Origin of the sequence: Psychrobacter sp. Arc29 (assembly GCF_041431175.1) — a bacterium.
Classification (GTDB): Bacteria; Pseudomonadota; Gammaproteobacteria; order Pseudomonadales; family Moraxellaceae; genus Psychrobacter.
The window spans coordinates 44,054-57,911 of the sequence record NZ_JASMRR010000001.1 but is presented as its reverse complement, the minus strand read 5'-3'; the positions used below and the strand labels follow the sequence as shown (position 1 = coordinate 57,911).

General features: G+C 44.5%; 12 protein-coding genes. 4 read left to right on the top strand and 8 right to left on the bottom strand.

The genetic code is table 11. From position 1 onward, the window contains the following. Nucleotide 1: 1 nt before the first annotated feature. Complete coding sequence (locus QO189_RS00260; RefSeq protein WP_371530966.1) at nucleotides 2-2,734, bottom strand: alpha/beta fold hydrolase; 2,733 nt, start codon at nucleotides 2,732-2,734, stop codon at nucleotides 2-4. 209 nt (nucleotides 2,735-2,943) lie between these two features. On the opposite strand from QO189_RS00260, the gene QO189_RS00255 reads away from it, so the two are divergent. Continuing rightward, nucleotides 2,944-3,855: a lysine exporter LysO family protein gene (locus QO189_RS00255; RefSeq protein ID WP_371530964.1), complete on the top strand. Its 912-nt coding sequence runs from the start codon at nucleotides 2,944-2,946 to the stop codon at nucleotides 3,853-3,855. A 17-nt stretch (nucleotides 3,856-3,872) separates the two neighbouring features. Here QO189_RS00255 and QO189_RS00250 read toward each other — a convergent pair whose 3' ends face one another. The 4 genes from QO189_RS00250 to QO189_RS00235 all read right to left on the bottom strand — a co-directional run bounded on the left by QO189_RS00250 (nucleotide 3,873) and on the right by QO189_RS00235 (nucleotide 7,292). Then, nucleotides 3,873-4,310: a hypothetical protein gene (locus tag QO189_RS00250; protein WP_371530962.1), complete on the bottom strand. Its 438-nt coding sequence runs from the start codon at nucleotides 4,308-4,310 to the stop codon at nucleotides 3,873-3,875. Next, on the bottom strand, nucleotides 4,307-4,546 hold the full coding sequence (locus QO189_RS00245) for a hypothetical protein (protein ID WP_371530960.1): 240 nt from the start codon (nucleotides 4,544-4,546) through the stop codon (nucleotides 4,307-4,309). The genes QO189_RS00250 and QO189_RS00245 overlap by 4 nt, the downstream gene beginning before the upstream one ends. Nucleotides 4,547-4,616: 70 nt before the next feature. After that, nucleotides 4,617-5,876, bottom strand: a complete 1,260-nt coding sequence (locus QO189_RS00240) for an FAD-dependent monooxygenase (RefSeq protein WP_371530958.1) — start codon at nucleotides 5,874-5,876, stop codon at nucleotides 4,617-4,619. Between the two features lie 108 nt (nucleotides 5,877-5,984). Beyond that, nucleotides 5,985-7,292, bottom strand: a complete 1,308-nt coding sequence (locus QO189_RS00235) for a UbiH/UbiF/VisC/COQ6 family ubiquinone biosynthesis hydroxylase (protein ID WP_371530956.1) — start codon at nucleotides 7,290-7,292, stop codon at nucleotides 5,985-5,987. A 608-nt stretch (nucleotides 7,293-7,900) separates the two neighbouring features. On the opposite strand from QO189_RS00235, the gene QO189_RS00230 reads away from it, so the two are divergent. Next, nucleotides 7,901-8,986, top strand: coding sequence for a PhoH family protein (locus QO189_RS00230; RefSeq protein ID WP_371531444.1), 1,086 nt, complete (start codon nucleotides 7,901-7,903; stop codon nucleotides 8,984-8,986). 180 nt (nucleotides 8,987-9,166) lie between these two features. After that, complete coding sequence (gene ybeY / locus QO189_RS00225) at nucleotides 9,167-9,772, top strand: rRNA maturation RNase YbeY (RefSeq protein WP_371530954.1); 606 nt, start codon at nucleotides 9,167-9,169, stop codon at nucleotides 9,770-9,772. 11 nt (nucleotides 9,773-9,783) lie between these two features. Here ybeY and QO189_RS00220 read toward each other — a convergent pair whose 3' ends face one another. After that, nucleotides 9,784-10,659, bottom strand: coding sequence for a mechanosensitive ion channel family protein (locus QO189_RS00220; RefSeq protein WP_371530952.1), 876 nt, complete (start codon nucleotides 10,657-10,659; stop codon nucleotides 9,784-9,786). A 159-nt stretch (nucleotides 10,660-10,818) separates the two neighbouring features. After that, nucleotides 10,819-11,706, bottom strand: a complete 888-nt coding sequence (locus tag QO189_RS00215) for an energy transducer TonB (protein ID WP_371530949.1) — start codon at nucleotides 11,704-11,706, stop codon at nucleotides 10,819-10,821. A 332-nt stretch (nucleotides 11,707-12,038) separates the two neighbouring features. Here QO189_RS00215 and QO189_RS00210 point away from each other — a divergent pair, with 332 nt between their 5' ends. Next, entirely contained in the window at nucleotides 12,039-12,818 is a 780-nt protein-coding gene (locus QO189_RS00210; protein ID WP_371530947.1) for a hypothetical protein, read from the top strand. A gap of 104 nt (nucleotides 12,819-12,922) precedes the next feature. Here QO189_RS00210 and QO189_RS00205 read toward each other — a convergent pair whose 3' ends face one another. Beyond that, on the bottom strand, nucleotides 12,923-13,750 hold the full coding sequence (locus QO189_RS00205) for a ferredoxin--NADP reductase (RefSeq protein ID WP_371530945.1): 828 nt from the start codon (nucleotides 13,748-13,750) through the stop codon (nucleotides 12,923-12,925). Between the last annotated feature and the right edge of the window lie 108 nt (nucleotides 13,751-13,858).

Sequence of the window (13,858 nt, the reverse complement as noted above, 5' to 3'; positions counted from 1 at the left end):
ATCACTCATCATCAGTTTGTGCGGTTTTAATCGCTAATGACACGGTAAAAATACCAAAGCGATCGATACGCATCGTGATCTTTTTAAAGCCTGCGCGCTCAACCAGTTGATCCATTTCTGCTTGCGAACGACAGCGCATCACCCAACTGCTACCGCGGTGATTGTTCAATGTTTTACTAATGAACTCCTGCTCAGGGTGCCAAGGCTGGTTGGTATAAATCAAATAACCGCCCGATTTTAGGCTATCATAAATACCAGCCAATGCCGTCGCTGGTAATGTATTGTCAGAGAACAGTTCAAACAACCCAGAAGCGATGGCGATATCAAATGTTTTCGTATCCGTACTGGTATCTTTTGTCCGTACATTAGTATAACTGGCAGGATCAAAGGCATCTTTTTTGCTTATCACTACCCTACTAGCCATTGCTAATTGCTCTGCTTTTGCTTGCAGTGCTTCGATATTATGCATCTCATAATCACGTAGCTCAGCGTGCAGATCTGCAAACTCTGTCAGTAGATCAAACGCATAAAAACCATGTCCACTCGCGATATCTAATAGTGTTGGTTGGTATGGTTTATTGCTGCTTTGGTTTTTATCTTCGATATCTGCAAGTGCTAAGCGTGCCAGCTCTAATATATGCTCACGGCGAATACGAATACCCTGCCAGCCAATATTATTTAGATAGAATTTATCGACTGCCTGTCCGAATTTATTCTGACCGCTGGGCTGATTATAATAGACATGATCCAATGAATGACCAGAATCAAACCCATGCTCCAGCCCTGTAGCAATCGCATCGCTGACATGACCGAATTTCTGCATGGCAAAACAGGTAATCGCAAAGTTTGGATTGAATGGTTTAATCGCTAACCGATCCACTTTATCTTTACTGGCGCTGTTTAAATGGGCGGTACTCAAATCAGGCGCTTGTACTTGTGTGCTAAATACCTGCTCGGCAAACTCGATGCAGTCTGCGAATACGTCGGCTTTATTGGTTTCATGAAAAATCGCATGATAGCTATCTGGATACAACTGCCAGCGTTTCGTCGGGGTATTAATCGCTTCATAGAATTCCCGCTCAGCCTGCTTATCGACCACATAATCCTTACCCGCGCATAAGACAAACGTCGGTACGGTGATAGCCCCAGCATCATCGAGCAAGCGCTTACCCGTCGCATGAGTGTCGATGAGCAAGCGCTTACCCGTCGCATGAGTGTCGATGAGCAAGTCAGTCGAGATACTGTTGGAGATTAACGGATCCGCATTATAGGCTTGCTGCGCGTCTTTATCATGGGTCAAAACTTGTGCTTTGACATAGCTGCTGACACGTGACATCAGACCTAGCGTGCGTGCTACCTTCAATGACGGTATGGCAAAAGGCATATACAGACGAATACGCAAAGCTGGCGTGCCCAATATCATCCCGCGAATATTGGGCGCATAATCATGTACCCATGCGGCTGCCAGTACCGCGCCAATACTACTGGCCACAATCAGCGTGTCTTCGATAGCGATACCAGTTTGTCCCATGACCAGTTGCACAAAACCGTCTAAATCGCGCTCAAGCTCTGTTACGCTCTCAGCATGATCTTTGATACCGCCTGAGCGACCATTGCCGCGTGCATCCCAAGCAAATACTTGATAGCCCGCTTTTGCAAACTGCTCTCCTAGCTCTGCCAATCGCCCCGAGTGCTCATGACCTCGGTGCAATAAAATAACTTGGCGTAGTGGCTGGCTGGCTTCTTTTATCTGCTCTAAAGACATCGTTAGCCAATAACGATAATAAATAGCCGTACCATCATAAGCGTTATAACAACTTTCGCCATTGATGATTTTCTCCTCAGGAACATGAATATCGTCGGTCATATCCTTTGGGACATTTTTAGGTTTTGTAATAGCAGATGGCATTGTTTTGGACTCCAAAAAGGAAGCTTGAGTAGCAGAATTTGACATAGAAAATTTGGAAGCAGAGCCGTCAGGAGATAAGGTATCAGTTTGAATAGAATCATCATGGCAGATTACGAGAGGGGCTGATTTGTCTGACCGACATAAAGGCGGGTTACGCATCAAGTATAACGCTGCCATATAGCGCAGTCGATTGAGGCAAGTCTTTAGTAACATGACCTCTGTCAGTATAAGAAACTGTCCCATTCTAGGATGAAACCATGATATCGGTGCTTTCATACGTATTGGTGCTTTCATACCCATAACCGCACCAAGCGTACCCAACACAAAAGCACGGTCGCTTTTACCCAAAGGCCCGTGATTGGCACGGTTGCCTAAAACTGCATCACTGGCTATACCCAACAATTCGGTACTGATACTAAGCGCGATCAAACTAAAAATGTGCTGCTGATGAGCTGATAAACTGATTACTGACGCATCACTTTTCTGGTCAGCGACATGAGGTAACAGACTCGCTAACAACGCCGTATCGGCAACGATATCACCTACTTCGTTCAGTACGGCACCTAGCGTTGACGCTTGATTATGTTCACGCGCCATCATACCGTCGATGGCATTGAGTGCCATACGTACAAATAATGAGGATGGTAATAAAAGCCATAATCTTTGTTTTTCGACAGCAGGCTTGGCAACCACATATGCCGTACCCACGCTTAATAGTACAGCAGATACTGTCACTTGATTGGCAGTAATTTTTTGCTCAACCAGTGCATTACTTATCGGGCGAAGCTGATCTTGAAAGTGAGATTTGAGCTGGTATAGCGACATAATGCTAGTCAAATATTGTCAGTGCTTTAATGTATCAATAAAATTTTGTTTGGTAAAGAATTATAGCGCCTTAAGCTATTACTAATGGAGAACCAACGCCTGATAATTTTCTATACATCCTCGTTGCCCATGTCAGTATTGCTAAGCTGATATGCTACAATCGCAAACTTCTTAAAATATCTTGTTAAAAATGCTGCGAGCCGATCACCATGCAAAGCTTAATTACCCTCGTTTTGGTCTTGATGCCAATGTTTATTGGCTTTGCCATTCCCTCTAACCCAACCATGACCAAACTTGCCGATAAAGGCTTGTCTTATTTAGTATATCTTATCTTAGCATTGATCGGTATTGAGCTATCACAGGTAGAAGGACTGGGTAATCAAGTTGGCGAAATTGCCCTGTATGTGACCGTCTTATCTATATTGACGATTGGCACAGGATTGTTTGCACTTATGGTGTTTGACCGCGTACGACCATGGCATGCCAAAAAACCAAGCGTCAAATCCAATGAGCATCGCGTTAGTATTCGAGGTAGCTTAGCTCAGGTCGTTTGCGTCGTGATTGGCATGGTAATTGGTTACTTCTTGCCTACTGATTATATGCCACCTGAAAACTCTATGACGGTCATGCTGATGATTTTGATCTTGTTGGTAGGTATTGGTCTCAAAGGCTCAGGTATTACGCTAAAAGAAGTCATGCTCAATAAGCGCGGCGTCGAGATGAGCATTATTTTTACGCTATCGGTGCTAGTTGGTGGGCTTGTGTTTGCCTTACTATTCACAGATGTGTCATGGACGAAAGGCTTGGCGATGGCATCAGGGTTTGGTTGGTACTCGCTATCAGCGATTGTCATGACCGATGCTTATGGCGCTGTGTGGGGCAGTGTCGCGCTATTTAATGATTTGGTACGGGAGTTCTTTGCGCTGCTATTCATTCCTGTATTTATGCGCAAATATCCTTCGGCTGCTGTCGGGCTTGGCGGTGCGACCAGTTTAGACTTTACCTTGCCTATTATTCAACAGTCGGGTGGACTAAAAGTTGTGCCACTGGCAATCAGTTTTGGCTTTTTGATTAATATTGTCTCTCCCGTACTGATGGTGTTCTTTTCGGCATTAGGGTAGTTGCTCATAATCAATTCTTATTTAAACGGTTCACAATGCTTTGCGTATTTCCCATACTTTCTCTGATAAGAGATATAGTCTAAGTTCTTTAAGTCATTTACTTCAATACTTGCCATTAGAGTTACGCGGCGCTGTTTTGACTCAATATTTTTTAGATTGAGCGCTTTAAAACTAGGATCTGTATAAGCGTTGTCGTTAACTAATAATTTATTTGAGCAGTCATAAGTATGGATACGCGCGGCAGCAATACCATGTTCTAATACCAACACATTTTTGACGATAAGCGCTTGATTGCGAGGTAAGGACACAAATCCAAAGGTTGCTAAAACATCCTCATCTATTTCACTTGATGCAACATGACCAAAAATAAACACTGTTGCTTCTGGATATTCACTGAGTTTTTCTTCAATTTTTCCGAATTCAATATCGTAAATATCAGGTAACTGGCTGCTCATAGATGGAAAAACCCACTAAACTCCATTTCAAGTGCCTCACCTCCCTCAATTACTACTGTACAACCTTTCACATCGACTACCTTATGCTTTGACGTTTCAAGGCACTCATCTATATCATCAAGTACGCCATCCCCGTCTAAATCTGGAATATCTGGTACTGACGTAATAGGCAGCTCTTCAATACTTTGATCGAGCGCATTACTTTTTAGTGGCGTTTGACAACCTGTCAGTATCAATACACTATCAAACCTGTCACTACTGTCGATAACTTAATGTTCATGCCTTACTCATCCCTAAGTCAAAACCCTAAACCCCACTCGCCTGCTTCGCAAACAAGCGCATCAATGGCTTGATTTTACCGACGCGATACATGCCTTCATTACGGATCTGCTGCACGGGTCGTGCTTGTGCAAGCGACCCTGCAAACAACCAGTTGAGTGCCGAGAAGCTATGCATCATCAGGCTATTATGCGGACGGCGCGAACGTTCATAATGACGCAGTGTTTGATTGCTGCCCCACAGCGTGCCGCCACTACGGGTAAAGTCATGCATCAACTGCTCACACAATACTTTTACATCGAGCATACCGAGGTTCAACCCTTGCCCTGCTAGCGGATGCACGCCGTGGGCCGCATCACCGATGAGTACCAGGTTGTCAGCGATGTAGCTTTTTGCTTGCTGTGCTGTTAAAGGAAAACTGGCAATGGACTCAATCTGCTTGATAGCGCCAAGCTCGTAATGGCTCGCTGCCGCAAGTTTGTCCGCGATAAAACGATCCTCTTCCTCTATCAATGCCAATGCCTGATTGCGCGGCAATGTCCATACGATAGATTGCCAATGTTGTGGATTTACCTTATCGTCATCAGTAATATCCGCTAGCGGCAATAGGGCTAGTGTGCCCGTTGGCAACATGGCTTGGCGGGCAGTCGCTTGATGCGGTTTCTCGGTCTGAATCGCACAGCAAATCGCTGTTTGATTATAATCAAGCGTATCGAGCCCAATCCCTGCTTGCTGACGGACAAATGAGCTACGACCGTCAGCACCAACTAATAGACGCGCATCAATCGCTGTCCCATTATCTAAGGTCACACGGTAGCCTTGCTGCGCGCCTAGCCAGTCCATATTCACCACTTTGTGACCAGCGATAACGGTCAGATAGTCGCTGACATCCGCTTCATGCAAACGCTGCCATAATGCATGCTCAATAACAGCCGGCTCCACCATACTACCGAGTATCTCAGGTACAGCGCTTTGATCATAACTATCACCAAATAATAGCTCGCCCATGCCGTTCAACTGCCATACCTGCATTTGGGAATAGTCGGCTTTACGCTGAGATGCGGCAATGTGTTGCCACGCGCCAACCTCTTTGAGTAAGTTAATACTCGCCAGACTAAGTGCATAGACACGCGCGTCACGTTTGCTTAGCACCGCTTGCCACGCTGACTCGTCACGGGCAGGACAGGCATCAACTAAGGTCACTGGCATTTTATCCTGCGCCAGCTTTAGCGCGAGCGTCGCGCCAACGATACCGCCACCGATAATCAGCGTATGATTGTCTTTCATAAACTATCCTTTTTGGAGCATTGTCCGTCCATCATTCTATAAACGATGCACGGACGACTCCCCTCTTATTTATTGTATATTTTTAAAAAATCGTATTTTTATGCGCTGTTATGACTTTAGACCCATCGCGTAGGTCGCAACCAATGGCTTGATATTTGGCAATTTATCAAAGGCCAGTAATGCCATATTTCGTGCCAGCTTAATGGCGGGATTAGGATGGGTAAAGCCATGTACCACGGCATCACAGAAGCGAATCACTCGCTTTTGATCGGTTTGACGTGCTTTTTCATAACGCTGTAGTAATGGCGCATTACCGATATCGTCGCCTTTGAGCACTTGTGAGCTCATCATTTGTGCCAATACATGCGCATCGCGCATACACAGATTGAACCCTTGACCCGCGACAGGGTGCAAAGTATGAGCGGCATTGCCCATAATGACGCAGCGACCCTCTACTTGCTTATTTGCCAAGACACGGGACAACGGATACGCGCCGCGGCGGCCAGCAGTAACGAACTTACCAGCGCGTTGTCCAAACGCTTGCTGTAGCGTCTGCAAGAAATAGGCGTCGTCTTCTAGATATTTGGTTTCTTCGCCTGTTGGACAGACCCAAACCACAGATCGTCTATGGCCTTGTTGATAGTCATCATTGCCATCGCCTTCTGGATCCGTCAGTGGTAGCACCGCCAGTGGACCTGCTGGGCTAAAACGCTCAATCGCCATATGCTCGTGCGCCGTATCGGTCTCGACCACACCAACGATAGCCGTTTGCTGATAGTCATAGGTGGTAGTGCCGATATTTAACAACTGACGTACCGTAGAATCGCGTCCATCACAAGCGACTAATACGCTGGCTTGTAGCTGTTGCTCATTTTCTGCTGCGTCATCGTTGCTAAAACTGAGCGTCACGCCGTCCACTTGTTGGGCAACGGCATTGACACTGGCATTATCAATCAAGGTCACGAGTGGCGACTGCTGTGCGGCTAATAAGAGCTTACGTCCAAGCCATGCGTTTTCAATGACTTGTCCAAAGGACTCCACTTTCTCTTCGGCTTTATTCAGCTGCGCGCGTCCAAAACTGCCTTGCTCACTAATCTGCACGCTATCAATACGGCACGCATGGCTTTGTAGCTCATCCCACAGTCCAATCTCTTGATAGATCTGCACCGTGCGCCGCGATAATGCCGTATTACGACTGTCCAAATAATGACTGCGCGTACGGTCATCGGTCGGACTGATGGTTGGATAACGGTTTTTTTCTAATAGCGTGCTAGCAATGCCGTGATGCGCCAGTAGTAAGGCAAAAGACAAACCGACATGACCGCCACCGACGATAAGCACTTGCTGGTCGGTGATTGCCTCTCTCTTTTCAGGTAGGCTTTCAGAATTGGATAAAGGTGAACCTGTCTCTTGCATCGTTGTTGTTCCTATTATAATTGTTGGGCAGACACGTCTTTGGCGATTGATAGCCGTTTTATTGAATAGCCTTTATATGATAAAGGCCGCTTTTTACTCAATCGTAAAGCGTTGTAATATCGCTCATAGATTACCACAAATTGCCTATCATGCCGTGCTCTTAACCGTAGACAAATCGTTCATCCACTCTCATCGCAAGCAAGGTTTATATTGGTAAAATCAGTAAAAACTTAACTTATCAATATCTCAATGCGAGCGTCACTTTTCATTAATGATGTTATCTAACTGATAAATGAACTTAATAGATATTCCGTTGACCCGATTTAGAGTAGGCCTGTGCATTGATTGCAATCGACATACAAAAACAACGCTATCTGCTCAATGTATCGCTTGAATTTTAAAAATTCTCTACCATAATGAAGGCAAGACTTTTATTTATTATCTTCCACAAAACCAACAATAATATTACCGTCATTTTTAGTATCTACTATAACTACTCAACACCCATATAACGCTACTAACTACTTTATCTCTGAAACCCGTGACGCTATCAAAATTAAATCACAGCGCCGGGCACACAATACAAGGATAATCGCTTGACTGATACCATGAGCCGCCGTATAAAGTTTGAATCCCTAACGCCAGCACAGCTCAAAACCGTGCTAGGTGAATATAACAATCACATGAAATACATCCAAGAACGCCTCGATATCAAAATCATGCAACGCCAAGGCGATTTTTGCTTAAGTGGCGATGTGACCGCTGTCGAGCGCGGTGAACGTATTATCTATAAGATGGTCGATGAAGCCCAAAATACCAAAGATATCAGCGCAGAAGAGCTGCATCTGATTATCCAATCTAGCATCTCGCGTGATGAGGATATGGACGACGATGAGCAGGATGATGATATCGAGGATGCAGAATCAGATGAGGCTAATGAGTTTACGCCTGTCAGTCTGCGTACGCGCAAAGGTCGCATCATACCACGCGGTGGCAACCAGCAGCGCTATGTAAAAAACGTCTTAAGCTCTGATGTGTCGTTCGGTATTGGCCCTGCTGGTACTGGTAAGACCTATCTTGCGGTCGCTTGTGCTGTCGATATGCTTGAGCGTAACGAGATTGAGCGTATCTTGCTCGTGCGTCCAGCCGTAGAAGCTGGCGAAAAGCTGGGCTTCTTGCCTGGTGATTTGACGCAGAAAATTGATCCATACTTACGCCCATTGTATGACGCGCTTTATGAAATGATAGGCTTTGAAAAAGTCGGTAAAATGATCGAGCGTCAAATTATTGAGATCGCACCCCTTGCTTATATGCGTGGTCGTACGCTCAATAACTCATTTGTCATTTTGGATGAAGCGCAAAACACCACGCCTGAACAAATGAAAATGTTTTTGACACGTCTGGGCTTTGGTTCACGTGCAGTGATTACTGGTGACATTACACAGGTCGATTTGCCGCGCGGTCATAAGTCAGGCTTAGCGCAAGCGATGGAGATCTTAAAAGACATCGAAGAGATTCATATCACAAAGTTTGATTCAAAAGACGTGGTACGCCATCAGTTGGTACAACAAATTGTTGAAGCTTATGATGTGTACGATGAAGAGCAAATGGCTTTAGAAGAAAAACGTAAGTTTGAACGTATCAAAGAGCAAGAACGTAGACAAGCTGTGGCTAATGCTGCTGCCAAACTGTAATAATAATGCTAGAACAATTCACTATAAAGATTTATATTGCATAGAAAAACCGGATTACTAAAGTAGTCCGGTTTTTTCTTGGCAAAGATTGCTTAGGTTTAGTATTACTTGGATGAGGCATGGTCTAGATCGAGTATAGCCGACTAAACACGCCCATTCATAATAAAACAGGACAACAATATGAACCAATTTGACAGTAATAATAGCCACCAAGATCATAGCGCCACTAATGATGATGACAGCTTGGTAGCACTAGATATTAATGCAGCCGATAGTATCGATAATGAGACGCTTGATACGTTTTATGATCGTAAGTATCTATTATCTGTCATGATGGCAACTTTAGATTATATAAATGCGCGCATCAATCAAGGTCTGACACTACCCTACTTTGCAGATATCGATTCTGAGCTGTGGCAAGAAAAACCTAAAACCTTGGATATATACATTACAGATGAAATCGAAGGCCAAGCCCTCAATTTAGAGGCGCGCGGTAAGGACTACGCGACCAATATTTTGTCTTATCCAAGTGAGTTGCCTGTCGCCATCATTGGAATAATGCCAACGCTGTCTCTTGGTGAGCTTATTATCTGTCATGGAGTCATGGTACGAGAGGCACATGAGCAAGACAAAACCGTGGCACAGCACATCAGCCATTTGCTGATACATGGCGTGCTGCACCTACTGGGTTTTGATCATGAGCTCGGAGAGGCCGAGCAAGATGAGATGGAGCGCTTTGAGATTGAGATTTTGGCAGGCCTAAACCTACCAAACCCTTATCTTTGATTCGGTCTTAATCAATCTTTAGTGGTCGGCAGCTTTTGCGCTTGACCCATTTGATTGATCATTTGATCCAAGCCTTTGACATGGACGCTACGCTGCGGGAATGGAATCTCAATCTTCTCGTCATCCAACGCGTGTTTGAACTGCTCAAGTAATTGGCACTGCATGGTCCACCAGTCAGCATTGGTTGTCCACACGTTCAATGTCAAATCAACTGAATTGTCACCAAGATTGGTCACTCGTACAATAGGCTCAGGATCGGTAAAAGACAACGGGTTATTTCTGGCGAGGCTCAGCATCAGATCTTTGGCTATTTTGATATCCGCATCATAGCCAATACCCACTGTGATATCGACGCGGCGATTGGGCAACGCGGTATAGTTGACAACTGGTGAGGTTGTGATATCGCTATTCGGAATGATGATGTCGTGATTGTTAATCGTTGTCAGATGCGTGTTGACCAACGTAATCTCAGTCACCGTACCCGTATAGCTGCTGATTTGTACATAATCACCACGCACAAACGGGCGAAAAGTCACAATCATGATGCCAGCGGCAAAATTCGATAGCTGATCCTTTAGTGACAAACCAACCGCCACCGCGGCACCACCTAAGATAGCAACGACCGAGGTAGTCTGTACGCCAACTTTGCTAAGTGCGGCTAAGACTACGACTACCAATAGCACGCCATACAACAGGCGGCTTAAAAAGCCAGAGACTGTTTCATCTAAATGACTACGCGTCATGAGACGGCCAGAAAAGTCGACGGCTTTTTTGGCAAGCCAACGTCCAACGATAAATATAATTATTGCCAAAGCCACCTTGATGACTATCTCTAATGCATTGCTGGTAAGCGTTGCAACATCTATTGTAAAACCTAAAAATTCCATACTAACTCTTTACTCTATAGCGATGTGTTATAAATTTGGGTGTCGATTACTCTTAATTATTGTCATCAAATATTATGACGTATTCGTTGATATTCTATGTTTATTTATCGTGTCACTGATTTTTTATCGCTTTAGTTTTGTAGTTTTAGTTTTGTGGCGTTAGTAAGTAACATCCACTTTGTCGCTATAGCGATAAGTACGTATTAGTCGTAACTCAACAATATCATTCATCTCTTTGGTGAATTGTCCAAAAGGTGATGCTTGCCGTACTGACTGTTTTGCGGCCTCATCCAATATCGTCGAATTTGAGCTTTCTAGCAGACGAATGGCTTTGATATTGCCATTATTACTAATGATGACCATGAGCCGCACTTCACCAGTAATGCCTTGCGCCCTTGCTTGCACAGGATAATGCAGATTGCCGACACGCTCGACATGCTCACGGAAGGTATTGATATAGTCGGCTGCTGCCCCGCGTGTGGTCGAGTTACTATCCATGGTGACCACTTTGGATTTGGTTGCATAGACTTGCTGACGCTGAGACAATTGCGCTTCTAAAGTAGCGATTTGCTTACGCAGACGCTCTTCTTGCGCCATGATGTCATCTTGTGCTTGTTTGCTATCATTATCCGACTCTACGCTTGCCTGACGCCAGCTTAACGTGGTGCGCAGATAGCTCTCTTGATAGCGCTGCTGTCGAACTTGGCGCTGTAGATTGATGACGTCTTGTGTCTCGCTCATTTGCTCAGCAGACAATGGACTCATTTGGTCATTCTCTTGTCTCAGCCGCTCCTCTATGGTACCGCCGCCTTCTTGTGAGGCGTTGGCAATAAAATGCGCGTCTTCGTTTGGCTTCATATTATCGGTGAGCGCCTTTGCCACATCCTGCATCATGGCCGCAGGGTCTTTACCCATCGAAAAGCTGATGCCAAAAATAATCAACACGTGTATGGCGACCGCAATGACAATCGCTACAGGTAAGCTCACATCACGCTTGGGAGGCTGCGCCGAAAAATGGTAGCTTTGTGAGTCTTTGATATAGGCCACAATGGGTCTCAGCTGATAGGTCAGGCGTATGATTTATGAATGAGCATGTAGTGATATGCACGATATATGTTGGCGCTATCATAACATGACATAGAATTGTGTCGCTAGCCTAACCGTCAATGTCAAAATTTTGGCCCAGCCATTCGGTGTTTACGACCTTTCATCCATTTAAGAAAAAAACAGGTCATCGAAAATGTTATAAAACCAATATAGTGTTTATAGTGTCAAATGAATTGTCATAAAACGCATGTGTCCATTTTGAAGCCACTGTATTTGTTATATACTGTTTTAAAACGCTGGTGCTAAGCCCTATAATTATAAGGATAATAAGTTTGAGCGACTTTGATAACGTGAATAATTCAGACAGTTTTGACGAGTTCTTTGAGAACATCGGCTATCGTTTTGACGAGTCACTTGGTAGTGGTTGGGAGCGTATCGCTCAATCGGTTAAAGACATCTATCATAAAACGACAGACAAACTCGAAGATGAGATATCCCTACCAGTCGCACAAAAATACGTCAACGAGGCGCTACAAAGCTTTGTGACGGATAATGTAAAAGCCATACTAGAGCTGCGCGTTGAAATGCATGATGATTGGTTTCGCTTATACTGCACGGTTGATGCTGGCGGTATTTATGCTGAAGTGGCCAGTAATTTTAGTTTGGTACATGTGCAGCTAGATCGTAATGTTCAACGTTTTGTGTTTGGTCAGCAGACGTATACCGATATATTAAATCTACGCTGCGAGTCTTTTGTTAAGCGCCAAGGTGTCAAGCTGGCTATTTGGTTTTATCACAGCGTCCTCAAAAAAGACCCATTGGGTTTTATTCTCTCCTACGTCAATATTGCTCGCCCAAAAGACGAAGTGATTTACCTCGACATTAACCGCTGGCTAAAAAACAATAAAAAGATCATGAGTACGTTGTATAAAGTACAGATCAACTATGGAAAGCTTGAAGAAGAGCAAATGGTTTTGAAGGCACAGATTAACTATCGTGACTTATTGGCCTCAAGCAATAACGAAGATATCATTAGCGACGATGATGAGCCGCAATTGATGCAAGGCCCCATCAATCCAATAGACGATGCCACCGAACCAAGCCAAGAATAACTATCCAAGATAAATTATGTCTCCATAAAAAACGCTGCATCTGTAAGGCTAATAACCTTTAAGGTGCAGCGTTTTTCGTTAAACAGAATAATCGTCAGCTACCTCTACCAATAGTTCTCAACAGCGATATTACCCTCACCTCGGCGATTCATCACCAGACCCAATGTCTTCAATGCTTCTTTGGTGTCATCCACCATATCTGGGTTACCACATAGCATGACATGCGTCGTATCAACATTTAAATCGATACCCGCGCGCGCTTGCAACGTGCCTTCTAATAACAGCTTCGGCAGACGTTCTGACAATGCCCCGTCGACAGACTCTCGGGTGACGATAGGAATGAAGATCAGCTTTGCTGGATTATCCACCAAAGTGCCAAAGTCTTCTTGCAAGCGTTCGATTTGCTCGACGTAAGCAAGCTCATCCGTCGAGCGTGCGCTATAGGCCAGTACAATATGCTCGTAATCTTCCCATGTCTTTAGATCTTGTAGCATCGATAAAAATGGTGCAAGGCCAGTCCCTGTCGCGAGCAGCCACAAATCTTTTGGCAATGGTTTTTGATAACGCGCTAACGTTAAAAATCCAAATGGCATGGTATTAAGCAGTAACTCATCGCCCACTTGTAGATGTTGCAGCTGTGAGGTAAAAGCACCATCAGGGATCACAATAGAGAAAAACTCTAGCACCTCATCGAATGGCGAAGACACAATCGAATAGGCTCGAAAGATATCTTCATTCAATGCTTCATCAGAGGCTTCATCACTTGCCTCAACCTGTTGGTAATATTTCAACTGGCTGGGATTGACACCCAAACGGACAAACTGTCCGGCAGTAAACTTAAAACTATCGGGACGGCTGACGGTAAAACTAAATAAATTTGGCGTCCATGTGGTTTTGCTGAGCACCGTTACCGTTTGAATATTGTCACTCATAACTGTTCATCACTCATATTTTATTAAATAGTATTTTTATAAGATAAGTTTGCCGAAGACAAAAATTAAGCAAAAAAAGATGCGCCAAGCTTATCATAAAGCGGGCGC